The sequence below is a fragment of the Xenorhabdus griffiniae genome, assembly GCF_015163655.1.
Taxonomy (GTDB): domain Bacteria; phylum Pseudomonadota; class Gammaproteobacteria; order Enterobacterales; family Enterobacteriaceae; genus Xenorhabdus; species Xenorhabdus griffiniae.
Genome location: NZ_JADEUF010000007.1, coordinates 33,855 through 56,986, shown reverse-complemented (window position 1 = coordinate 56,986; position 23,132 = coordinate 33,855). Strand labels below are relative to the sequence as shown.

General features: G+C 42.7%; 20 protein-coding genes and 1 other annotated feature. Of the genes, 9 read left to right on the top strand and 11 right to left on the bottom strand.

All coding sequences use genetic code 11. From position 1 onward, the window contains the following. The first annotated feature begins 340 nt into the window (after positions 1-340). Positions 341-985 (top strand): outer membrane protein OmpW, encoded by a 645-nt coding sequence (gene ompW, locus IQ211_RS02760; protein ID WP_189759534.1) that lies wholly within the window; start codon positions 341-343, stop codon positions 983-985. Between the two features lie 78 nt (positions 986-1,063). Here ompW and trpA read toward each other — a convergent pair whose 3' ends face one another. The 6 genes from trpA to IQ211_RS02730 form a co-directional block, all read right to left on the bottom strand. After that, positions 1,064-1,870 carry a tryptophan synthase subunit alpha gene (trpA, locus tag IQ211_RS02755; RefSeq protein WP_189759535.1) on the bottom strand — a complete coding sequence of 269 codons (807 nt, stop codon included), beginning with the start codon at positions 1,868-1,870 and terminating at the stop codon, positions 1,064-1,066. Further along, positions 1,870-3,060 (bottom strand): tryptophan synthase subunit beta, encoded by a 1,191-nt coding sequence (gene trpB, locus IQ211_RS02750; RefSeq protein ID WP_189759536.1) that lies wholly within the window; start codon positions 3,058-3,060, stop codon positions 1,870-1,872. The genes trpA and trpB overlap by 1 nt, the downstream gene beginning before the upstream one ends. Before the next feature lie 29 nt (positions 3,061-3,089). Next, positions 3,090-4,454, bottom strand: coding sequence for a bifunctional indole-3-glycerol-phosphate synthase TrpC/phosphoribosylanthranilate isomerase TrpF (gene trpCF, locus IQ211_RS02745; RefSeq protein ID WP_189759537.1), 1,365 nt, complete (start codon positions 4,452-4,454; stop codon positions 3,090-3,092). Continuing rightward, the gene (gene trpD / locus IQ211_RS02740) at positions 4,451-5,455 is read right to left on the bottom strand and encodes an anthranilate phosphoribosyltransferase (protein ID WP_189759538.1); all 1,005 of its coding nucleotides are present in this window, start codon (positions 5,453-5,455) and stop codon (positions 4,451-4,453) included. Before trpD ends, trpCF begins: the two co-directional genes overlap by 4 nt. A gap of 66 nt (positions 5,456-5,521) precedes the next feature. Continuing rightward, positions 5,522-6,100 carry a glutamine amidotransferase-related protein gene (locus IQ211_RS02735; protein WP_189759539.1) on the bottom strand — a complete coding sequence of 193 codons (579 nt, stop codon included), beginning with the start codon at positions 6,098-6,100 and terminating at the stop codon, positions 5,522-5,524. Beyond that, positions 6,100-7,659, bottom strand: a complete 1,560-nt coding sequence (locus IQ211_RS02730; protein ID WP_189759540.1) for an anthranilate synthase component 1 — start codon at positions 7,657-7,659, stop codon at positions 6,100-6,102. The genes IQ211_RS02735 and IQ211_RS02730 overlap by 1 nt, the downstream gene beginning before the upstream one ends. 28 nt (positions 7,660-7,687) lie before the next feature. Next, positions 7,688-7,793 (bottom strand) — a sequence feature (Trp leader region). 242 nt (positions 7,794-8,035) lie between these two features. On the opposite strand from IQ211_RS02730, the gene rnm reads away from it, so the two are divergent. The 3 genes from rnm (at position 8,036) to rluB (ending at position 10,551) form a co-directional block, all read left to right on the top strand. Beyond that, positions 8,036-8,929, top strand: a complete 894-nt coding sequence (gene rnm / locus IQ211_RS02725) for an RNase RNM (RefSeq protein WP_189759541.1) — start codon at positions 8,036-8,038, stop codon at positions 8,927-8,929. Continuing rightward, entirely contained in the window at positions 8,926-9,546 is a 621-nt protein-coding gene (locus IQ211_RS02720; RefSeq protein ID WP_189759542.1) for an L-threonylcarbamoyladenylate synthase, read from the top strand. Before rnm ends, IQ211_RS02720 begins: the two co-directional genes overlap by 4 nt. Positions 9,547-9,627: 81 nt before the next feature. Next, a complete protein-coding gene (gene rluB / locus IQ211_RS02715) occupies positions 9,628-10,551 on the top strand; it encodes a 23S rRNA pseudouridine(2605) synthase RluB (protein WP_189759543.1) in 924 nt (307 codons plus the stop codon). A 66-nt stretch (positions 10,552-10,617) separates the two neighbouring features. Here the strand turns inward: rluB and cobO are convergent, their stop codons facing one another. Both cobO and IQ211_RS02705 read right to left on the bottom strand, forming a co-directional pair. Next, positions 10,618-11,214 carry a cob(I)yrinic acid a,c-diamide adenosyltransferase gene (gene cobO / locus IQ211_RS02710; RefSeq protein WP_189759544.1) on the bottom strand — a complete coding sequence of 199 codons (597 nt, stop codon included), beginning with the start codon at positions 11,212-11,214 and terminating at the stop codon, positions 10,618-10,620. Further along, entirely contained in the window at positions 11,214-11,978 is a 765-nt protein-coding gene (locus IQ211_RS02705; RefSeq protein ID WP_189759545.1) for a YciK family oxidoreductase, read from the bottom strand. The genes cobO and IQ211_RS02705 overlap by 1 nt, the downstream gene beginning before the upstream one ends. 242 nt (positions 11,979-12,220) lie before the next feature. On the opposite strand from IQ211_RS02705, the gene sohB reads away from it, so the two are divergent. Beyond that, a complete protein-coding gene (gene sohB / locus IQ211_RS02700) occupies positions 12,221-13,267 on the top strand; it encodes a protease SohB (protein WP_189759546.1) in 1,047 nt (348 codons plus the stop codon). Between the two features lie 31 nt (positions 13,268-13,298). Here sohB and IQ211_RS02695 read toward each other — a convergent pair whose 3' ends face one another. Further along, positions 13,299-13,493: a DUF2498 family protein gene (locus tag IQ211_RS02695; RefSeq protein ID WP_189759547.1), complete on the bottom strand. Its 195-nt coding sequence runs from the start codon at positions 13,491-13,493 to the stop codon at positions 13,299-13,301. Between the two features lie 307 nt (positions 13,494-13,800). Between IQ211_RS02695 and topA the strand changes: the two genes are divergently transcribed. Further along, positions 13,801-16,398, top strand: coding sequence for a type I DNA topoisomerase (gene topA / locus IQ211_RS02690; RefSeq protein ID WP_189759548.1), 2,598 nt, complete (start codon positions 13,801-13,803; stop codon positions 16,396-16,398). Positions 16,399-16,759: 361 nt separating this feature from the next. Then, entirely contained in the window at positions 16,760-17,734 is a 975-nt protein-coding gene (cysB, locus tag IQ211_RS02685) for an HTH-type transcriptional regulator CysB (protein WP_189759549.1), read from the top strand. A gap of 105 nt (positions 17,735-17,839) precedes the next feature. On the opposite strand, the gene IQ211_RS02680 is transcribed toward cysB, so the two are convergent. Beyond that, positions 17,840-18,679 carry a hypothetical protein gene (locus IQ211_RS02680; protein WP_189759550.1) on the bottom strand — a complete coding sequence of 280 codons (840 nt, stop codon included), beginning with the start codon at positions 18,677-18,679 and terminating at the stop codon, positions 17,840-17,842. A gap of 397 nt (positions 18,680-19,076) precedes the next feature. On the opposite strand from IQ211_RS02680, the gene acnA reads away from it, so the two are divergent. Next, on the top strand, positions 19,077-21,767 hold the full coding sequence (acnA, locus tag IQ211_RS02675; RefSeq protein WP_189759551.1) for an aconitate hydratase AcnA: 2,691 nt from the start codon (positions 19,077-19,079) through the stop codon (positions 21,765-21,767). 81 nt (positions 21,768-21,848) lie between these two features. Here the strand turns inward: acnA and ribA are convergent, their stop codons facing one another. Further along, positions 21,849-22,457, bottom strand: a complete 609-nt coding sequence (ribA, locus tag IQ211_RS02670) for a GTP cyclohydrolase II (RefSeq protein ID WP_189759552.1) — start codon at positions 22,455-22,457, stop codon at positions 21,849-21,851. Between the two features lie 359 nt (positions 22,458-22,816). On the opposite strand from ribA, the gene IQ211_RS02665 reads away from it, so the two are divergent. Continuing rightward, positions 22,817-23,131, top strand: coding sequence for a LapA family protein (locus IQ211_RS02665; RefSeq protein WP_189759553.1), 315 nt, complete (start codon positions 22,817-22,819; stop codon positions 23,129-23,131). Position 23,132 lies beyond the last annotated feature (1 nt).

The following is a 23,132-nucleotide window of genomic DNA, read 5'->3' as shown; positions in this document are numbered from 1 at the left end:
TGCCAATCCTCCTCAGTGTGGATTTTATATAAATGATCAATTTATTAAATTTTTGTTAATAAAGGATAAGGGCATTAAATAAAGATATATGATTTATATTATTATTTATTGTTGTTCATCCAAAAGTTGATATCAAGATATAAATCGTGGATGGCATTAAAATTAATACGCAGAAAATTTTGATTTGGATCAATTTAAAATATCCAGTAAATGAAATAATAAAGTGGTAAATACCTTACTGCGCCAAAAATATTTAAAAGATGTGATCTATCTTAGATCACAATAGTAAACAAACGAGTATATTTCTGACTGTTTTAAAACCACATAAATGGGATGGATAATGAAAAAGATTTCTGCGCTTGTATTGGCTGCTGCTACGTTAGCCCCGTCATTGACTTTTGCCCATGAAGCAGGTGACTTCTTGTTCCGTGCAGGTACAGCAACGGTAAGGCCGCATGCGGGTTCTGATAATGTATTAGAATTGGGATCTTTTGGTGTCAATAATAATACCCAGTTGGGCTTAACTTTTGGTTACATGATTACTGATAATATTGGTGTTGAATTATTGGCAGCGACACCATTCCAGCATAGGGTCAGTTTGCCGGGAGCGGGTGAAATCGCTGAAGTTAAACATTTACCACCAACGCTAATGGCACAATATTATTTTGGTTCATCAGAAAATGAATTTCGTCCTTATGTCGGGATTGGTGTTAACTACACGACTTTCTTTAGCGAAAAATTTAGTAATAATGCAACCGTGAAGGCCGTTAATTTAAATAGCTTAGATCTGAAAGATTCTTGGGGTATCGCTGGGCAGGTTGGCCTGGATTATCAACTAAACAAAAACTGGATGCTGAATACTTCGCTTTGGTGGATGAATATTGAGACTGATGTGAAATTCAAAGTTGGTGATGTAGAAGAGAAAAAATATAAAACCCGTCTTGATCCATGGGTCTTTATGTTCGGTGTTGGTTATAGTTTCTAACTAAAGCTACGTATGTGTTTGACTGTGACATAAGAGAGAACCAATGGGGCGTCATTGCCCCATTTTTTGTTAGTGGGCTTATAATTGTGTGGCGTTTTTCATGGCACGAACAAAATCCATTAATTTTGCCAGCATGATATTGGGTTGATGTAAGTTATTTTCAATAATTCTGACAACAGCTGAACCTGAAATTGCACCCGCCGCACCACCATTGAGAGCGGTTATAACCTGCTCTGGCTCTGAAATGCCAAAACCTTGTATAGCAGGAGCTGCGTGATATTCTTTGAGTTTATTGACAATATGGCTAAGTGGTTGTTGAGCACGATTTTCACTACCAGTTACTCCTGCTCTTGATAGCAGATAGGTATATCCCCGTCCAAATGAAGCAACTTCACGTAATAAATCATCATCTGCATTTGGGGGACAAATAAAGATCGGGGCAATATCATGCTTTATGGCGGCTGAACGGAAAGGCGATGACTCGGATAACGGTACATCAGCCACAAGAACAGAATCAACACCGGCATCTTTGCAGCGACGATAAAATTCATCAATGCCATTGTGAAAGACGAGATTAGCGTAAACTAACAGGCCAATGGGTATATCAGGGTATTTAGCCCGAATTTTAGCCAGCAGGTTAAAACATAATGTAGGCGTGGCCTTGGATGATAACGCGCGCAGATTGGCATTTTGGATAGTTGGGCCGTCAGCCAGGGGATCTGAGAACGGAATACCCAATTCAAGGGCGTCAGCACCACCTGAAATTAAGGTATCAATAATTTCCAACGACAATGCGGGATTAGGATCACCGAGGGTGACAAAAGGAACAAAAGCGCCTTGGTTTTTGTTTTGCAGCTTCTTAAAAAGTTGTTCGTAACGTCCCATCAGATTTCCCCCCTGGATTTTAAAATATCGTGAACGGTAAAGATGTCTTTGTCACCACGGCCAGATAAATTGACAATTAATAGTTGTTCCTTGTCTGGGGATTCATGGATCATTTTCAAGGCGTAAGCCAACGCATGAGAGGATTCCAGTGCCGGAATAATACCTTCATTGCGTGAGAGTTCCTGGAAAGCATCTAGCGCTTCATCATCAGTAATTGAAACATAATCGGCTCTACCGATACTGTTTAAATAGGCATGTTGTGGACCAACGGAAGGAAAATCTAAACCCGCCGAAATGGAATAAGATTCTTCAATTTGTCCATCTTCTGTCTGCATAATGGGTGCTTTCATGCCAAAGTAAATTCCCAATTTTCCGTGTTTCAATGGGGCACCATGCTCTCCAGTTTCAATACCATGCCCCGCGGGTTCAACACCAATCAAGCGGACATCATTTTCTGGAATAAATTCAGCAAATAAACCGATGGCATTTGAACCACCACCAATGCAGGCAATGACTGCATCAGGTAAACGGCCTTCTTTTTCCAGAATTTGAGCTTTGGCTTCTTCACCAATCATACGTTGGAATTCTCGTACCATTGTCGGATAGGGATGAGGGCCAGCGGCAGTGCCCAATAGATAATGTGCTTTCTCATAGCAACCTGACCAGTCACGCATTGCTTCGTTACAGGCATCTTTCAAGGTTGCCGAACCGCTGTGGACAGGGATAACTTCTGCGCCCATCAAACGCATACGAAAAACGTTGGGCGATTGGCGTTCAATATCTTTTGCTCCCATATAAATACGGCATTTCAGCCCCAATAGTGCACAAGCCAGCGCGGTGGCGACGCCATGTTGACCTGCGCCTGTTTCAGCAATAATTTCATGCTTTCCCATGCGTTTTGCCAACAATGCTTGCCCTAAGACCTGATTGGTTTTGTGAGCACCGCCGTGAAGCAAATCTTCACGTTTCAGATATAAACGTGTTTTTGTCCCTTTCGTCAGGTTTTGACACAGCGTTAAGGCAGTAGGTCTACCTGCATAGTTTTTTAAGAGATCCTGAAATGCATACTGAAATTCAGGATCTTTCTGTGCATCAATAAAAGCATTTTCTAATTGGTTAAGTGCAGGGATTAAAATTTGTGGCACAAATTGCCCGCCAAAGTCGCCAAAATAAGGATTCAGTTTACTCATACTCTACTCATCCATTTTTATCTGAAAAATTAGTGATAACAGCGCAATTGTTGAAACACCTGCTTGATTTTCTGGCTGCTTTTGATGCCTGGAGACACTTCAACGCCTGAGTTAAAATCCAATCCATAGCAACCAAGAGTTGCTGCCAGTTGACAGTTTTCAGCATTCAGGCCACCCGCCAGAAAACTGTTATGCTGAATTAATGGATTAATTAATTGCCAGTCAAATGGTTTTCCCGTTCCGCCAGCTCCGTTATCCAACAGTAAGTGATCAACATGAGGTATTACGGAAACGTCCTCAGCCTTAGACATATTAATGGCTTTCCAAATTTCACAATGTTCAGGTAGTACCGAGCGCAGAGCGTTGATGTAGTTTTCATCTTCACTTCCGTGCAGTTGCACTGCGGTGAGTGAAAGCCTACGGGCAGTATTATTGACAAAATCAATGGGTTGATTTTGAAACACACCAACATATAGCAGAGAGGCTTCATTGATGATTTGTTGAGCTTTTTGCAGACTGATTTTGCGCGGTGATTTTTCGGCAAAAATTAAACCACCGTAAACGGCACCCATTTGCAACGCAGCTTTGGCATCTTGTGGGCGAGTCAAGCCACAAACTTTGTTGTCACCCAAAATTAGGCGTCGTAAGGCGAGATCTAAATTTTGTTGTGCCATTAAAGAACTACCGATAAGAAAACCATTGGCAAATTGGCTTAATTCTCGCACCTGACGATGCTGGTGGATACCGGATTCACTGATGACGATGGTGTCTTCAGGTAAACCCACCGACAATTTACGGGTACGCTCTAAATCAATGGACAAATCACGGAGATCCCGATTATTGATACCAATAACCTTTGCGCCCAATTTAATTGCCCGTTGCCGTTCATCTTCATTACTGACTTCGGTCAATACACCCATATCAAGGCTGTGGGCCAATGCCGATAATTTACGATATGTATCATCATCAAGGACAGACAGCATCAGTAAAATAGCATCAGCCTGATAATAACGGGCAAGATAAACCTGATAGGCATCAATAATAAAATCTTTGCACAAAACAGGTTGATGGACAGCAGAACTGACCATGGCGAGAAAATCATAACTGCCCTGAAAGTATTTTTCATCGGTCAGGACAGAGATTGCAGCGGCATAAGGTTGATAAGTTTTAGCAATATGGACAGGATCGAAATCTTCGCGAATCAATCCCTTTGAAGGGGATGCCTTTTTGCATTCCAAAATAAAAACGGTTTGCTTATGAGCCAATGCCTGATAAAACCGACGATGACTTGGAACGATATCAGCAATAAAGCTCTCCAGCGGTTGCTCTGCTTTACGAGTAATCAGATATGCCGCTTTATCTTCAACAATTTTCTGTAATACGCTGGTTTTCATGATCTGGTCCTTGCTGCCAATGCCGTTACTTTTTCATAAGCCTGGCCGCTGTAAATAGTATCGAGTGCCAATTGAGTGTTTTCCCGTAGGTTTTCTTGCCCGTGGATCTTCATTAACAGAGCTACATTGGCTGCTACGGCATGAGCATGGGCTTGGTTTCCGTGACCTTGTAACAACATTGCCAACATGTTGCGGTTTTCTTCTGGTGATCCACCTTGCAGTGATGATATTGGATGGTTTGGCAAACCAAAATCGGTTGCTGTTAATTGATATTGGCGAATTTCACCGTGATTAAGCTCTGCAACATAAGTTGGTGCATGTAAGGCAACTTCATCCATTCCTCCGCTGTGTACAACGGCAGCGCGTTGATAACCTAAAGCGTGTAAGGTATGGGCTATGGGTTCAACTAATTCAGGGTGATAGACGCCGATGAGAGACACAGGAGGACGCGCTGGATTGATCAACGGGCCAAGTACATTAAATAGTGTTCGGGTTTTTAGTTGCTGGCGTACTTGCACCGCATGACGGAATCCACTGTGATATTGGGGGGCGAACAGGAAACAGACACCAATTTCATCCAAAGCCTTGCGTGATTCTTCAGCTTGAGCATCTAATGCAATGCCGAATGCAGCTAATAAATCAGATGATCCAGACCGACTGGAAATACTGCGATTTCCATGTTTTGCCACCTTAAGGCCACAGGCAGCAGCAATAAAGGCGCTGGCTGTTGAAATATTGATGCTATTGGAACCGTCTCCACCTGTGCCGACGATATCACAAAACGTGTAATCCGGGCGAGGAAAGGGGGCTGCGTTTGCCAGGAACGCCTGGGCTGCGCCCGCAATTTCTTGTGGCTGCTCGCCCCGCAGTTTCAGGCTAATTAATACGGCAGTCAGTTGTGTATCGTTCAGCTCACCATGAATAATGGCGGTGAATAGCTGCTGGCTTTCTTGTTGTGTCAATGCCTGAGCACTGAATAATTTGTCAAAAATCAACTGCATCTTCCCATTCCTGTAAGTTGAGTGCTTTTAATTCGATACCCTTAAACTCATCTATCTTTGAAATTGTTAGTTCAATGCCCAGGCTAGAGTTTGTTCAAGGAGTTTGGCACCCTGTGTAGTCAAGATAGATTCGGGATGAAACTGAAAACCACAAACTTTGTGCTCATCATGTCGCACAGCCATCACAATATCACCGCATGAAGCAGAAGCAGTCAGTTCTGCCGGAGTATGCACAGCGGCAAGAGAATGGTAACGGGCGACAGACAAAGGATTTGGGAGGCCGGAAAACATATTTTTCCCATCATGGATGGCCGGTGTTGCTTTGCCATGCAAAATTTCCTGAGCAGCAGAGATTTTTCCTCCGTAAGCTTCAATAATCGCCTGATGTCCAAGACAAATTCCGATTATCGGGATCTGGCCTATTACTTGTTTAATCAATGCGGGCATACAGCCTGCCTCTGAGGGTTTCCCTGGACCAGGGGATAACATTAAAAGAGGAGATGCCATCTCATTAAGTTTGGCAATAATGACGTCTGCTGGCACGGTATTGCGGTAAATAACAACATGGTGACCATGAGTACGCAGTTGATCTACAAGGTTATATGTGAAGGAATCTACATTATCGAGTAAAAGAATATTAGCCATCAGAATGTCACCTCCACATGATGCGCTTGTGCAATAGCGCGAATAACAGCTCTGGCCTTACTGTGAGTTTCATCTACTTCTGACTGAGGAATAGAGTCCAGCACGACACCGACTCCAACTTGAATGGTGGCTTGATCGTTTTCCACATAGGCAGAACGTATCACTATGCAGGTATCAAAATCCCCTTTGCCCGTGAAGTAACCGACGGCTCCGCCATAACTGCCACGCCGTACACCTTCATATTCTGCGATGAGTTGCATCGCCCGAACTTTAGGGGCTCCCGTCAATGTACCCATATTCATGCTGGCTTGATAGGCGTGGAAGGCATCTAAATCATGTCGAAGTGTGCCGATAACACGGGAAACCAGGTGCATAACAAATGAATAACGATCGACTTTGGTTAAATCGGCGACATATCGACTGCCCGGTTCGCAGATACGGGCTAAATCGTTGCGAGCTAAATCGACTAACATCACGTGTTCAGACATTTCTTTCGCATCCGTGCGCATTTCCAGCTCAATTCGGCTATCAAGATCGGCATCCAATTCCCCGTTGTGATCACGTCCACGTGGTCGAGTACCGGCTATCGGATAAATTTCGATCTGGCGGTTGTTGGCATCATATTTAAGAGCACTTTCTGGTGAAGCCCCAAACAGGCAAAAATCTTGATCTTGCATAAAAAACATATAAGGGCTTGGGTTTTGTTTTTTCAATACATGATAAGCGTTCAGCGGAGAAGGGCATGGCAAGGTGAAACGACGCGATGGAACTACCTGAAAAATATCCCCTTGACGGATAAATCGCTGTAGCTGACGCACGATATTTGCGTATTGTTCATCACTTTGGTTACAGCCAACAGTAATATCAGGCAATGTGACAGGTAAGAGAGGCTGAAGCGGAGCTGAAATGGCTGCAACTAAGGTTGCTAAACGCTCTTTAAGGCGTTTTCTTTCTGAATCAGATTCGCCAAACAATGAAGTTTGTAGACGTGAATGTTTCTCTTGATGATCGATCACTAATAGCGTTTCTGCGAGATAAAAACAGAAATCAGGACAGCGTTGGTGAGCTTCTACTTTAGGTAATGGTTCAAACCCGGCGACTAAATCGTAAGCAAACAATCCACCAACAAAAATGGCATCGGGGTTTTCTGAAAAAGAGGCTAGCGCTGCCAGGGCACGCAATGCATCAAAAACTGAATCGGATTTTAGCCGGCTATCTTCGTCCAGATTGTGCTCAATGACCGGAAACCGTGCTCGCATAACCTTCAGTTCTACATCTAATTGAGCTTTACCTGATAGTAAGTTAGTGAGTATCGGGAGCAGGTTTTGGCCGTTTTCAGTGAGTGCCTCAAAAGTAACTTGACGCCCGTTGGCCGTGATGCGCATAGCACTATCAATGATCAAAATGCTTTTGAGATTCTTTTTACTGTGAATTTCAGCAGAATCCAGCAATAACGTTGCTGGGCGATTATTACAAAGTTGATGAAAAAGCAGTGTTGGATCTGTTTGGTAGAGAGTATCTACCTGATTTATAGAGATATTAAATTCTTTGCCAGTCATCTTCATACCCCGTTTCTAATCTTTATTTATAAAAAAACCCGCCTCTTAGGGCGGGTTTTGGCACTTGCGTATCTATTCTGAACTTACGTGCGTGAGCCAACCGCCCTGACTGGGAAGTTGTGCCACCAACGCTTTGACTGCTTAGTTTGCATAAATACGCTCATTTCGAGTGCCTCATTGGTTCAATGGTTTTTTGATAAAAGTTTTTTTAGTAAAGAGTGTCTCAGTCAACCTGCGTACTAGTAAACTAGTTCGTGGGTTGCTTGTCAATGATTTTTTTTCTTCTTGTGTTATCATAACCGCTTTGCGCTTGATAGCGCTTCATATCACTTAATCGATAGTGCCTTCTTCCCATCCGAAAACAGGTTAAAAAACAATGATTGAAGCCGCCAGTGAAATGACAAGACGCTATGATCTGCATAGCCATACGACTGCTTCAGATGGCGTTTTATCACCTGATCAGCTCGTGGACAGAGCTATTGCTATGGGAATTGATGTACTGGCAATCACCGATCATGATACGACGGAGGGGATCCCGCCCGCTTTAAACCATATTCAGCAAAATAATTTGCCATTAACTTTGATATCCGGCGTTGAAATTTCGACATTATGGCAAAATCTGGAAATTCATATCGTTGGCTTAGATATTGATATCCACTCTATTTCCTTAAGGAAGTTTTTAGCGCATCAGGTTGATTTAAGGCAACAGCGTGGTGTTGAAATGGGAAAACGATTAGCCAAAGCAGGCATTGCTGATGCCTGGGAAGGGGCATCCAGATTAGCCAATGGTGGACAAGTCACTCGCGGCCATTTTGCCCGTTATTTGGTAGAAACGGGAGTTGTACCGACTATCCCGAAAGTGTTCAAAAAATATTTGGTAAAGGGAAAAATCGGTTATGTTCCACCGCAATGGTGTACAATCGAGCAGGCTATTGAAACCATTCATCAGGCAGGGGGACAGGCTGTGATTGCCCATCCCGGCAGGTATAATTTGTCGACGAAATGGTTAAAACGGTTAATATTTTGGTTTAAACAACATGGTGGTGATGCAATGGAAGTTGCACAGTGCCAGCAAGCCCCTAATGAAAGACAGCAACTTGGTCAACTGGCAAGAGAATATGGGTTGAAAGTATCATTAGGATCGGATTTTCACCAACCTTGTTCATGGATAGAACTTGGGCGCAATTTGTGGTTACCCGGTGATGTTGTACCGATATGGCACGACTGGTCACGGCTTGGACTGCATAGAAGTATAGAGGTTATTGTATGAGCCAGTTTTTTTATATCCACCCTGACAATCCACAAGTCCGTCTTATTGACCAAAGTGTGGATGCACTGAAAAAGGGCGGAGTTGTCATCTATCCTACTGATTCAGGTTATGCCATTGGTTGTTGCCTGGAAAATAAGGATGCTATGACCCGTATATGCCGTATTCGCCAATTGGAAGGACGCCACAATTTTACCTTGATGTGTCGTGACTTATCTGAAATTGCCACTTATGCCCATGTAGATAACCAGGCGTTCAGGTTGATTAAAAATAACACACCTGGTAATTACACGTTTATTTTACAGGCAACAAAAGAAGTACCGCGTCGCTTGATGAACGAAAAACGTAAGACGATTGGTTTACGTGTTCCTTCTAATCCTATTGCGTTGGCATTGCTGGAAGGGATGTGTGAACCATTGATGTCATGTAGCTTGATTCTGCCCGGAAATGATTTTGCCGAATCGGATCCTGAAGAGATTAAGGATACTTTGGGTAAACAAGTTGATTTAATCATTCACGGTGGTTATCTTGGGCAGCAACCGACGACGGTAGTAGATTTGACGGGGGATTCGCCCGTAATTCTTCGTGAAGGCGAAGGTGATGTAACACCTTTTTTATAAAGTGTACGATTTTCTTAAAGTATACAATTCAATTTTATTTAGTATCACGACGCCTGTGAAGGCGACAATAGAGGTTGCTCAATGAGCGATAAAACAGAAAAGTTACAAAAAGTTCTCGCGCGTTCTGGTCATGGTTCCCGTCGCGAAATCGAAGGGTATATCCAACAAGGGCGCATTAGCGTTGATGGTAAGATCGCAACGTTGGGTGATCGAATCGAAGTTAATCCCGCAATAAAAATTCGTCTGGATGGACGGATCTTAAATATCAAAGAGCCACAGAAAACAGTTTGCCGGGTTTTGGCTTATTACAAACCGGAAGGTGAATTGTGTACCCGCCATGATCCTGAAGGCCGTCCGACTGTATTTGATCGTCTGCCAAAAATGCAAGGCGCACGCTGGATTGCGGTAGGGCGTTTGGACATTAATACCAGCGGGTTGTTGTTGTTTACTACCGATGGGGAATTGGCTAACCGTTTAATGCACCCAAGCCGCGAAGTTGAGCGTGAATATGCAGTCCGTGTGTTCGGTGAAGTCGATAACGCAAAACTCCGTCAATTGACACAAGGTGTACAACTGGAAGATGGCCCGGCTTCATTTAAGACCATTGCGTTTAAAGGTGGAGAAGGGATCAACCAATGGTACAACGTGACTCTGACAGAAGGCCGTAATCGCGAAGTCAGACGCTTATGGGAAGCCGTTGGTGTGCAAGTCAGCCGCCTGATCCGTGTGCGTTATGGCGATATTAATCTGCCGAAAGGGTTGCCGCGAGGTGGCTGGACTGAGTTGGGGTTGGAACAGACTAACTATTTACGTCAGTTGGTTGACTTGGATGAAGAGAGTGTGACCAAAGTTGCTGTTGGGCGCGATCAACGCCGCGTTAAGGCTAATCAGATCCGCCGTGCAGTAAGACGACATACTCAGGTTGCATCCCGTCCGGCAGGGAAACGTCCTGCAAGCAGTTCTCGTCAGAATGCAGGGAAGAAAACGACACCTAAAGGTCGTTAATACGTTTAAGCCGCTGTTTCAGCTCATATCAACATTTATCTGGGCGATTTGAAACAGCGGATTCATTTACCAATCAATACCTTTTTGTGCCTTGATACCGGCATTAAAAGCATGTTTTGCCGGGCGCATTTCCGTAATCGTATCGGCATATTCCAATAATTCTCGATGGCATCCTCTGCCAGTGATAATTACACTTTGATGAGCAGGGCGCTGTTTGAGAGCGGCCAGAACATCGGTCAGTTCTAAATAACCATAACTGACCATATAGGTTAATTCATCCAGCACGACAAGGTGTAGTGAAGGATCAGATAGCATTGCTACAGCCTGTTGCCAGGCTGTTTGGCAGGCTGCTGTGTCTGATTCGCGATTTTGCGTCTCCCATGTGAAGCCTGTTGCCATCACATGAAATTCAACACCTTGCTGTATCAGCAAGTTTCTTTCACCGCTTTCCCATGTCCCTTTAATAAATTGGATAACGCCAGCACGTTGTCCATGCCCGATTGCACGAGTAACTGTGCCAAATGCAGCGGTCGTTTTTCCTTTACCGTTTCCAGTGAACACAATGACAATACCCCGTTCTTGTTGTGCTGCTTCAATACGGGCATCGATTTTTTCTTTCAGGCGTTGTTGTCTTTTCTGGTACTGGCTGTTATCTCTGGTCATTATTCGGCAGGCCCCGCTTTGCGTCCGGGTTGAGCATCAAAACTGATGCCGGAATCATTTCGGCTATCATCTCCCATTACATAAAGATAGACGGGCATAATATCCGCGGGTGTTTTTAACTTAGCGGAATTTTCATCAGGAAAAGCGCTTGCTCGCATGTTGGTACGTGTCCCGCCGGGATTGATGCAGTTGATACGCAGGGAAGTATCCCGATATTCTTCTGCCAAAACTTGCATTAGACCTTCTGTAGCAAATTTGGAAACAGCATATGCTCCCCAACCACTTCTACCTTGACGGCCGACACTGGAGCTGGTGAACACCAAAGAAGCGCTGGTGGATTTTAATAGCAGGGGGATCAATGCCTGAGTCAGCATAAAAGTGGCATTGACATTCACTTGCATCACTTCATGCCAGAGTTGAACAGCTTGTTCTACGATAGGGGAGACGGCGCCAAGAAGACCAGCATTATGCAAGACGCCATCCAAACGTGAATAGCGCTGTGCCAGATCATGGGCGAAAGTTTGGCATTCCTCGGCGGTCACTGTCAGCAGATCCATCGTATAAATGTCAGCAGGTAAACCGCCCTCGTTTGTAATTTGCTGCCTGACTGCTTCCAGTTTCGCGGTCGTACGTCCCAGTAAAATAACCTGTGCACCGTGGCGGGCATAGGTCAGTGCGGCTTCGCGTCCAATGCCATCGCCAGCACCAGTGACGAGAATAATTTTTTGTTGCAGCAAATGACTATTGGGTTGGTAATCAAACATCGAACAATCTTCCTATATTGCTTGTGAATCTATGATTTGCCATTTCAGATTGGCATATACAGGTTATCATCAGAACAAAACTTAAGGTTTCCGTCAAATTTGCCTGCATGAGTGAAAAATGGGTATAAAAAAGTGTAACTTCAATTGAGATAGGGTTAAGTAAACTGTTAGGGCAAGGCGTTCGATTTTTGGTTAGAATGAAACAAATATATTGTTTGTTATAAATGAATAAAGGTGGATCTGTGGAATATTTGTCTCTATACGGATTGTTCTTAGCCAAAGTGCTCACGGTGGTCTTGGCAATCGCTGTTCTGGCGATCGTTTGTATCGGATTAGGTGTACGTAAAGCAATGCACAAAGGGGAATTAAAACTGACCAATCTTGGTGAGTCATATAAGGAAAGACAGCGTCAGATGCAGCAGGCGCGAATGAGTGAAGCAGAACAAAAAATTTGGCAAAAAGAATTAAAAAAACAGCAGAAAAGTGATGCTAAGCAGAAAAAAGCGGCAGCCAAAACAGGTCATAAAGGCATACAGAAGCCAAGTCTTTATGTTTTGGACTTTAAAGGCAGTATGGATGCCCGTGAGGTGGAGTCACTCCGCGAAGAGATCAGTGCAATATTGGCTGTGGCTGACAAAAAAGATGAAGTTTTGCTGCGACTGGAAAGTCCTGGTGGTGTGGTTCATGGATATGGACTGGCAGCATCTCAATTGGTTCGTTTGCGGCAGAAAGGGATACGCCTAACAATTGCCGTGGATAAAGTCGCTGCAAGTGGTGGATATATGATGGCTTGTGTAGCTGATCGCATTATTGCAGCACCGTTTGCCATTATCGGTTCTATTGGCGTTGTGGCGCAATTACCCAATATCCATAGGTTATTGAAGAAAAACGATATTGATGTTGAATTGCATACTGCTGGTGAATATAAACGTACCTTGACCGTTCTGGGAGAAAATACTGAACAGGGCCGCAAGAAATTTCAGGAAGATTTGAACGAAACGCATAAGTTATTCAAATCATTTATCCACCAATATCGTCCATCTTTGGATGTGGAAAATGTAGCCACGGGTGAGTATTGGTACGGTACACAGGCAAAAGAAAATGGATTGATTGATGATGTGGGTGTTAGTGATGATTTTCTGATTGAAAAAATTGAACATTGTGAAGTCATCGGCGTCAATTATTATCGCCGCAAACGTGCCATAGATCGCTTTATGGGCAGCGCGATGGAGAACGTTGACAAATTGTTTATGCGTTGGTGGCAAAGGGGAGAAAAACCTTTGTTGTAACGGCAAAATCGTTACCCAAAACTATTACAGATTATGCGGGTAAATAAAGGCGATTTATATATCCTTTATTGCCCGTATATTTATTCATCAACCAGGGGGAATACTCCACTTCTTTGTTCTGCCTCTCTGCGTACATGCCTTGTATCAAATCTTCGTATGTCTTAATGATTTTATTTACTTTTTTTAGTAACTGTTCTCGCTTAATGGGGATGGTTTCAGTTTTCATTTATTGTGCTCCTGCAAGAAATAAGTTGTTGCGCATCGTTTTTTATCAGGTAGAGTGTGGGCTTTTCGTCATGCAGATGGAAGATTTTGTTTACAACTGTTAAAACATACAATTGCATGGTTTGTGTTGGTATATAAAATACCCTAAATATTTCAACGGGTTTTGCGTTTAAGTAAAAGTACAAGATAAAAATTAGTTGATATCTTGCAAATCTATCGCAATATAAAAAGAGGTTTTATTTTATATATCGCAACATAACGCCGTGATTTTCGCCATCTGAAAAGAAGATAATTAGGTAAAGGTAACTATGGCTAAAGCTCTTGTTATAGTGGAGTCCCCGGCAAAAGCCAAAACAATCAATAAATATCTGGGGAATGACTACGTTGTAAAATCCAGTGTAGGTCATATCCGTGATTTGCCGACGAGTGGAACAGTGAGTCAAAAGAGTTCAAGCTCATCTACCGATAAGAATAAAAAGAAAGTAAAAAAAGATGAGAAAACGGCGCTAATAATTCGTATGGGCGTCGATCCTTATCATGGTTGGGAAGCGAACTATCAAGTTTTGCCAGGTAAAGAAAAAGTTGTTTCAGAGCTGAAAACGCTGGCTGAAAAAGCTGATCATATCTATCTTGCAACGGACCTTGACCGTGAGGGAGAGGCTATTGCATGGCACCTGCGGGAAGTGATTGGTGGAGAGGAATCCCGTTTCAGTCGGGTTGTATTCAATGAAATTACCAAAAATGCAATCACACAGGCTTTTGATAATCCTGGTGAATTGAATCTTGACCGTGTGAATGCCCAGCAAGCGCGTCGTTTTATGGATCGCGTTGTAGGCTACATGGTTTCACCGCTACTGTGGAAAAAAGTTGCCAGAGGGTTATCCGCTGGGCGGGTGCAATCTGTCGCAGTTCGGCTTGTGGTTGAGCGGGAGCGTGAAATTAAGGCATTTGTGCCGGAAGAATATTGGCAACTGCACGCGGATTTAATGGCTAAGGGCGATATCCCTCTCCATATGGAAGTTACTCATGAGAAGGGAAAACCGTTTAAGCCCGTCAATGCGCAACAAACGCAGTCAGCAGTTTCTCTGCTTGAAAAAGCAAGATACAAAGTGATTGAGCGTGAAGATCGTCCAACATCGAGTAAGCCAGGTGCACCATTCATTACCTCAACATTACAACAGGCGGCAAGTACGCGGCTTGGGTTTGGGGTTAAGAAAACCATGATGATGGCACAACGCTTATATGAAGCTGGGTATATCACTTATATGCGTACCGATTCGACTAACTTGAGTCAGGACGCGTTGGAAATGGTTCGTGGTTACATCAGCAACCATTTTGGTGATAAATACTTGCCGAAAAGTGTCAATGTTTACAGCAGCAAGGAAAACTCTCAGGAAGCTCATGAGGCGATTCGGCCTTCTGATGTTAATGTCATGGCAGAAGAATTGAAAGATATGGAAACTGATGCACAAAAATTGTATCAGCTGATCTGGCGTCAATTCATTGCTTGTCAGATGACACCTGCGAAATATGATTCCACGACACTGACCGTTCAGGCTGGTGATTTTGAGTTACGTGCTAAAGGCCGTACTCTGCGTTTTGATGGTTGGACAAAAGTCATGCCGGCTTTGCGCAAAGGAGATGAAGATCATACGTTGCCGATCATGGAAGTGGGCACAGAGCTTGATTTGCAACAGCTAATACCAAGCCAGCACTTTACAAAACCACCAGCACGTTTCAGTGAAGCATCCTTGGTTAAGGAGCTGGAAAAACGCGGAATTGGTCGTCCATCGACTTATGCATCAATTATCTCAACCATTCAAGAGCGAGGATATGTTCACGTTGAAAATCGGCGATTTTATGCAGAGAAGATGGGTGAAATCGTTAATGATCGTTTGGAAGAAAATTTCAACGAATTGATGAACTACGATTTTACGGCAAGAATGGAAGATCAGCTCGATCATGTAGCCAACAATGAAGCCAATTGGAAAGGCGTTTTGGACGAGTTTTTCTCCAATTTCAGTAAACAGCTTGATGTTGCCAATAAAGAACCAGATGAAGGCGGAATGCGTCCGAACCCGATGGTCATTACCTCGATTGAGTGTCCGACCTGTAGCCGGCCAATGGGAATTCGTACTGCGACAACAGGGGTATTTCTTGGCTGCTCTGGTTACGCATTGTCACCTAAAGAGCGATGCAAGCAGACGATTAACCTGATACCGGAAAATGAAATCCTAAATATCCTGGAAGGGGATGATGCTGAAACCAATGCATTGCGCGCTCGTTGTCGCTGCAAAAAGTGTGGTACAGCGATGGACAGTTATTTGATTGATAACCAGCGTAAATTGCACGTATGCGGTAATAACCCTGAGTGTGATGGTTATGAAGTTGAAGAAGGTGAATTCCGCATTAAGGGTTATGATGGTCCGATAGTTGCGTGTGATAAGTGCGGTTCAGAAATGCACCTGAAAATGGGGCGTTTTGGTAAGTACATGGGTTGTACAAACGAAGGATGTAAAAATACCCGTAAGATTTTACGCAATGGGGAAGTGGCGCCACCAAAAGAAGATCCGGTTCCGTTACCGGAATTGGCGTGTGAAAAATCAGATGCTTACTTTGTTTTGCGTGATGGTGCGGCAGGGGTATTTTTAGCAGCGAACACTTTCCCTAAATCTCGCGAAACGCGGGCGCCATTGGTTGAAGAGCTTGTCCGGTTCAAAGATCGCTTACCGGAAAAATTGCGTTATTTAGCACAAGCTCCTGTTGCTGATCCTGAAGGGAATAAAACGGTTGTTCGTTTTAGCCGTAAAACTAAACAGCAATACGTTTCGTCAGAGAAAAATGGCAAGACGACCGGATGGACCGCATTTTTTGTTGAAGGGGCTTGGGTTGTGAAAGAAAAGTGAACGATCTTTAAGATAAATTTGTGCATTATATCCTCATTTATAGGGTATAATTCATGTAAATATATTTAGAGGGATATTTCTTTTTTTGTGGGAAATGTAACTTTTCTTTCTAAAAAGCCAGTTCTATGGACTGGCTTTTCTTGTATTTCAACAAAATTAAAACACAATATATCTGCAACAGGTGCTTGATAGTAGTTACTCGACTTAATTATTTGTTATATAAATATATAGCAGGTGTTATAGTGGTTATATTCTCACAAATATATATTCTATATAGTTATAAGTGAGTAACCATTAGCAATATAGAAATTGGTTAAACTACAAAACGTTCATACATTTGATTATTAGGGACAGTGCTGATATGAAATTACAGCAATTGCGTTATATTGTAGAGGTGGTTAACCACAATCTAAATGTATCTTCTACAGCAGAAGGGTTGTATACCTCTCAACCGGGGATCAGCAAGCAAGTCAGGATGCTCGAAGATGAACTGGGGATTCAGATATTTGCTCGTAGTGGTAAACATTTGACGCACGTGACTCCGGCTGGTGAAGAAATTGTCCGTATTTCACGTGAGGTTCTGTCAAAAATTGATTCAATTCGTTCTGTTGCCAGTGAACATACCTATCCCGATCGGGGTTCTTTATATATAGCGACCACCCATACACAAGCAAGATATGCTTTACCTCCTGTTATTAAGGGCTTTATTGAACGTTATCCCAATGTATCACTGCATATGCATCAAGGCTCTCCAACGCAAATTGCGGAAGAGGTATGCAAAGGAAATAGTGATTTTGCGATAGCAACAGAAGCATTACACCTCTATAACGATCTGATTATGTTGCCTTGTTATCATTGGAATCGTTCTATTGTGGTGACGAAAGATCACCCTCTTGCGAGCAGACAGAATGTGACAATTGAAGAACTGGCTGAATATCCGATTGTAACCTATACATTTGGTTTTACTGGGCGCTCTGAGTTGGATGTTGCTTTTGATCGGGTGGGTTTAAAACCTAAAATCGTATTTACAGCAACAGATGCTGATGTGATTAAGACTTATGTGCGGTTAGGGCTAGGAGTTGGTGTGATTGCCAGTATGGCTGTAGAACTCGTTAAAGACAGTGATTTAGTACGTATTGATATGCGTGATCAATTCGGTTACAGCACGACCAAGATCGGTTTTCGACGCAGTAGTTTTCTGCGCAGTTATATGTATGATTTTATTTGGCGTTTCGCACCACATTTAACGCGTGATGTCGTAGATAAAGCCATTGCGTTACGCTCCAATGAAGAAATCGAAGAAATGTTCAAAGATATCGAACTGCCGATAGTGTAAAAAGATATTTAATATCAGCAAAATAGATATAAAGAAGGTAGATATAGCTAGTGTCAAGAAGATTAAACCACCGCCAAACAGCAGGCAGGTGGTTAATCTTTTATTTTATGTCTCTTTTGGCAGCACCGTCTTAAATTCACCACTAAAAAAATTGTCAGAATTTTCAATTGAAGATTTTTGATTTTTAAGAATGAAATTATCGAAAGCTATTTTAACTTCGTGATTTTCTAACGCTTGATAATTAAATAAAGAAATACAAGAAGAGTAAGTAAATTCAACATTGATATTCTCGTGAGAAGCGCAGTTTGATGTCACTTCTGAGTTAGTTCTGTCAAAATCTATTTTATAGAGTTTTATTTTAGGGACATACATGACACGATCTTCAACGCCAATTGCTTCAATAACACTGGCTAATGTGAGAGTGGAATAATGATCCCCATTCCTTTTTAAGCCCAGCCTTATAGCATCACCTTGTTTTTGCAAAAAATCGGAAAAGCTTTTCAGGCTTGGAGAGTTTGCATTTAAAATAATATCCATGATGAGTTGGAGTAAATTTGTTGCAATAGAAACTCCTTTCATTTCATGCTGATAGGTTTGACTTTCGACATTCATGATACTCATCAATGGCAGTTTCGCCATAATTTCTCCCCAAAATTGAATGTCAGTCTTATATTCTGTGCCGTGGACATGGGTATATTTGGCGATGTGATCAGCGGCTATTGAAGAAAGGGCGATCTGTACTTTTTTGATTTCATTCATTTTCTGTATGACACTGGCTTTGTCGACAATATTTGCAGTAATAATAAATTGGACAAGGCCGTCTGTGTCACTAAGCAGATAATCTGAAAAGGAAAATTTATCTCTAATGCCAGCCGAAAAAAACTGATCAGCTTGTTGTATATGGCTTAGGTAATGTTGGAATTCTTTGTTTTTTTCTGTATCCATAATGTTACCTCCAATCTCTAATAAACGTATTGAGCACCCTGAATATACCGATCTAACTTCAAGATTCGTGTGATTTCTCCCCGTAAAGCAGGGAAAAACCAGGTTTCATATCGTGTTGTAAATTGCAGCTTGACGTTTAATGCGTATATACCTTTATTTTTCAAGTTGCAAATTGAACTTATTAGCCAGAAATGTGTAGAAACTTTAGAGTCAATTCAATCAAACTCTTAGGGTGTGAATAAAACATATCTACTTTAGCGGTGTCATCATTAAAATTTATCAATAAATGAGGATTTACAGCCAGTTAGCAAAATGTGTGGTGACGGAATAACAAATAGTTGCTTATATGTTATGTTTAATGATGGCTGACCATCAATAATAAGAAAGGAGAGGAGTTATGTCGTTTAAATTGAAAACGGACTGTGCTTCAACGCTCTCGATTGGAAGCAAATCCACTGGCAGTAAAACCTATCACTATTACAGTTTACCTCTGTTATCTGAACAAATTGGCAATCTATCCCGCCTGCCAAAATCACTGAAAGTTCTGCTCGAAAATCTCTTGCGCAATGTTGATGGTGAATCCGTTGTGGAAGATGATTTACAGGCGCTGGTGGAATGGCAAAAAACCGGTCATGCAGACCGCGAAATCGCTTATCGTCCCGCCCGCGTACTTATGCAGGATTTTACAGGTGTGCCGGCTGTCGTCGATCTTGCTGCGATGCGGGAAGCTGTGTTGAGACTCGGTGGTAATGTAGAGCAGGTTAATCCGTTATCCCCTGTTGATTTGGTTATCGATCACTCGGTGATGGTTGATAAATTTGGCACTGAACAGGCATTTTCAGAAAACGTCCAGATAGAAATGGCACGTAACTATGAACGTTATCTGTTCTTGCGTTGGGGACAGAAAGCTTTTAATCGTTTCCGTGTTGTCCCTCCTGGTACGGGGATTTGCCATCAGGTTAACCTGGAATATCTGGGTAAAACCGTCTGGTATGAAAATCAGAATGGTAAGGATTTTGCTTATCCTGATACGCTGGTCGGGACGGATTCTCACACGACCATGATTAATGGATTGGGCGTTCTGGGATGGGGTGTAGGGGGAATTGAAGCCGAGGCGGCGATGCTGGGGCAGCCAGTTTCCATGCTGATCCCAGATGTTGTTGGCTTTAAACTGACCGGAAAATTGCAAGAAGGGATCACAGCAACTGACCTGGTCCTGACAGTGACACAAATGCTGCGTAAGCACGGTGTTGTAGGTAAATTTGTTGAATTTTATGGTGATGGATTATCTGATTTGCCGCTGGCAGATCGGGCAACTATTGCCAATATGTCCCCTGAATATGGTGCAACTTGTGGTTTCTTCCCTGTAGATGACATTACATTAGACTATATGCGCTTAACGGGGCGCCATGAAGAAGAAATTGCTTTGGTTGAAGCTTATTGCAAAATTCAGGGACTATGGCGTCATACGGGGGATGAGCCTATCTTTACCAGCACCCTGGAATTGGACATGTCGACAGTTGAAGCCAGTTTAGCTGGACCGAAACGCCCTCAAGATCGGGTTGCATTGGGAAATGTCCCACAGGCTTTTCAGTCTGCCATGGAATTGGATATCCATAAAACGCAAGCGCACTCAGCAACGGTATCAGTGACTTTAGATAACCAAACTTTTTCATTGCAAGATGGTGCCGTGGTGATTGCTGCTATTACCTCTTGCACAAACACCTCTAACCCGAGCGTATTGATGACAGCGGGATTACTTGCCAAAAAAGCGATTGAGAAAGGCTTGCAGCGTCAACCGTGGGTTAAAACTTCACTGGCACCAGGTTCGAAAGTTGTGACAAATTATCTGGAACTGGCAGGTTTCATGCCATATCTGGAAAAATTGGGTTTTAACTTGGTGGGGTATGGTTGTACTACCTGTATTGGTAACTCTGGGCCATTGCCTGATCCTATAGAAGCTGCGATTAAGCAAGCTGATTTAACCGTTGGGGCAGTGCTTTCTGGTAACCGAAATTTTGAAGGACGTATTCATCCCTTAGTGAAAACCAACTGGTTGGCATCACCGCCGCTGGTGGTGGCATATGCGCTTTCTGGCAGTATGAAAACGGATCTGACGCGAGAACCTATCGGAAAAGATCAACAAGGCAATGATGTTTATTTGAAGGATATTTGGCCTGATAGTACAGAAGTTGCAGAAGCGATTGGAAAAGTCAGAACCGAAATGTTCCATAAAGAATACGATTCTGTGTTTGATGGTGATGAAAGCTGGCAGTCCCTGAGTGTGGAAAGTTCAGCAACTTATGCCTGGCAGTCGGATTCCACCTATATCCGACATCCACCGTTCTTTAGTGATATGACGGCTGAACCGAAACCTGTTACAGACATTCATCAGGCTCATATTTTGGCGATCTTGGGGGATTCAGTCACGACGGATCACATTTCCCCCGCAGGAAACATTAAGGCTGACAGCCCTGCCGGACGATATTTACAAGAACATGGTGTTGCACCAAAAGATTTTAATTCGTATGGCTCAAGGCGTGGCAATCACGAAGTTATGATGCGAGGAACGTTTGCTAACATTCGTATTCGTAATGAGATGGTATCAGGAGTTGAAGGCGGTTATACCCGGCATATTCCTTCACAATCCCAATTGACTATTTATGATGCGGCTATGCGTTATCAGGAGGAAAAAATACCATTAGCCGTTATTGCGGGGAAAGAATATGGTTCAGGATCAAGCCGGGACTGGGCTGCAAAAGGAACAAGATTGCTAGGAGTCAGGGTGGTGATTGCAGAATCTTTTGAACGCATCCACCGCTCTAACTTGATTGGTATGGGAGTCTTGCCATTGGAGTTTCCTCAAGGTGTGAACCGTAAGAGCTTAAACCTGACGGGAGAGGAGCGAATTGATATTACAGGATTATCTGATATTCAACCTGGGCAGACAATTGCCGTGAAAGTTACCTATGCCAATGGACAGGAAATTGTGATTGATACTCGTTGCCGTATTGATACGGGAACAGAACTGGCTTATTTCTATCATGATGGTATTTTGCATTATGTGATTCGTAATATGCTGAAATGATAAAAAATCACATTTAGAAATAAAAACTGCGCCCACACCGACGCAGTTTTTTCTATTTCATAGAAAATAATTAGGGAACTTTTAGCTTGATTTAGGCAGCAAATGGCCCATTCGGTTAGCTTTGGTGTCTAAATAGTGAGCGTTCTGGGGGTTGCGTCCTACGATCAATGGAACACGTTCGGTGACATTAATCCCTGCTTTTAGCATGATTTCAACTTTTTCAGGGTTGTTAGTAAGAAGGCGAATTGCATTAATATTCAATATCTTATATATATCTGAACACAGGGTGAAATCTCTTTCATCGGCAGCAAAACCTAATTGATGGTTGGCTTCAACAGTATCAATACCTTGATCCTGTAAAGCATAGGCACGAATTTTATTCAGCAGGCCAATATTGCGGCCTTCCTGGCGGTGATAGAGCAAAACACCTCGGCCTTCCTGGCTAATTTGCGAAAGTGCGGCTTCTAATTGGAAACCACAATCGCATCTTAGGCTGAATAAAGCGTCTCCAGTGAGGCACTCTGAGTGGATGCGCGATAATATAGGCTCATCACCCGAGACATCGCCGAAAACAAGAGCGACATGATCGCGGCCTGTTTTGATTTCTTCAAATCCAATCATTAAAAACTCGCCCCATGGCGTAGGTAATTTTGCTTCAGCTACTCGTTTTAGCTGTATTTTTGTATTCATATGTTGATTTAACTCGTTATAAATATTGCGATATCAGAACAATACCGGTTGAGAAATCAGCTAAAACTACGCAAAAATTTTCTCTGATTACAACGCATGCACGCCGACGCATTGTAACAGAAATTATTAATACGCATGAATATAAAGCATCCAGTCCTTTAATGATAAATATATTAACATGCTAAACTATAGGCAGATTTTTGCAGATGTATTTATTACAAAAAGAGGGAAATCAGGGTTTATTGCAATAAATTGCTCCCTTTACGTAGACGTGTGTAGACGAGAAATGCTAATTTAACACGCCACTATGTCTGTTATTTGGCATAACTAATCAGCAACGATAGATAACAGGAAGAAATGTGAAATATTTTCTGATCTTATTACTGGCACTGGTTGTTTTTGTTATCTCAGTGACACTGGGAGTAAATAATAATCAGGTAGTGACGTTTAATTATTTGATTGCTAAGGGCGATTACTCTGTATCCACATTGCTGGCTGCATTGTTTGCTGTTGGCTTTATCCTCGGTTGGGGAATTTGTGGTTTTTTTTACCTACGCGCCTGTGTTTCTTTGCGACATGCGAAACGCAAAATTAAGCGATTGGAAACTCAAGTGGAACAACCCTCTGAATCATCCAAAAAAGTCGTTTCTACCGTAGCATTAAACAAGGAATAAT

What these genes read in the sequence shown, in the direction of transcription:
- ompW (WP_189759534.1), top strand. Translation starts at nt 341, where the DNA reads ATGAAAAAGATTTCTGCGCTTGTATTGGCTGCTGCTACGTTAGCCCCG.
- trpA (WP_189759535.1), bottom strand. Translation starts at nt 1,870, where the DNA reads ATGGGACGTTACGAACAACTTTTTAAGAAGCTGCAAAACAAAAACCAA.
- trpB (WP_189759536.1), bottom strand. Translation starts at nt 3,060, where the DNA reads ATGAGTAAACTGAATCCTTATTTTGGCGACTTTGGCGGGCAATTTGTG.
- trpCF (WP_189759537.1), bottom strand. Translation starts at nt 4,454, where the DNA reads ATGAAAACCAGCGTATTACAGAAAATTGTTGAAGATAAAGCGGCATAT.
- trpD (WP_189759538.1), bottom strand. Translation starts at nt 5,455, where the DNA reads ATGCAGTTGATTTTTGACAAATTATTCAGTGCTCAGGCATTGACACAA.
- IQ211_RS02735 (WP_189759539.1), bottom strand. Translation starts at nt 6,100, where the DNA reads ATGGCTAATATTCTTTTACTCGATAATGTAGATTCCTTCACATATAAC.
- IQ211_RS02730 (WP_189759540.1), bottom strand. Translation starts at nt 7,659, where the DNA reads ATGACTGGCAAAGAATTTAATATCTCTATAAATCAGGTAGATACTCTC.
- rnm (WP_189759541.1), top strand. Translation starts at nt 8,036, where the DNA reads ATGATTGAAGCCGCCAGTGAAATGACAAGACGCTATGATCTGCATAGC.
- IQ211_RS02720 (WP_189759542.1), top strand. Translation starts at nt 8,926, where the DNA reads ATGAGCCAGTTTTTTTATATCCACCCTGACAATCCACAAGTCCGTCTT.
- rluB (WP_189759543.1), top strand. Translation starts at nt 9,628, where the DNA reads ATGAGCGATAAAACAGAAAAGTTACAAAAAGTTCTCGCGCGTTCTGGT.
- cobO (WP_189759544.1), bottom strand. Translation starts at nt 11,214, where the DNA reads ATGACCAGAGATAACAGCCAGTACCAGAAAAGACAACAACGCCTGAAA.
- IQ211_RS02705 (WP_189759545.1), bottom strand. Translation starts at nt 11,978, where the DNA reads ATGTTTGATTACCAACCCAATAGTCATTTGCTGCAACAAAAAATTATT.
- IQ211_RS02695 (WP_189759547.1), bottom strand. Translation starts at nt 13,493, where the DNA reads ATGAAAACTGAAACCATCCCCATTAAGCGAGAACAGTTACTAAAAAAA.
- topA (WP_189759548.1), top strand. Translation starts at nt 13,801, where the DNA reads ATGGCTAAAGCTCTTGTTATAGTGGAGTCCCCGGCAAAAGCCAAAACA.
- cysB (WP_189759549.1), top strand. Translation starts at nt 16,760, where the DNA reads ATGAAATTACAGCAATTGCGTTATATTGTAGAGGTGGTTAACCACAAT.
- IQ211_RS02680 (WP_189759550.1), bottom strand. Translation starts at nt 18,679, where the DNA reads ATGGATACAGAAAAAAACAAAGAATTCCAACATTACCTAAGCCATATA.
- acnA (WP_189759551.1), top strand. Translation starts at nt 19,077, where the DNA reads ATGTCGTTTAAATTGAAAACGGACTGTGCTTCAACGCTCTCGATTGGA.
- ribA (WP_189759552.1), bottom strand. Translation starts at nt 22,457, where the DNA reads ATGAATACAAAAATACAGCTAAAACGAGTAGCTGAAGCAAAATTACCT.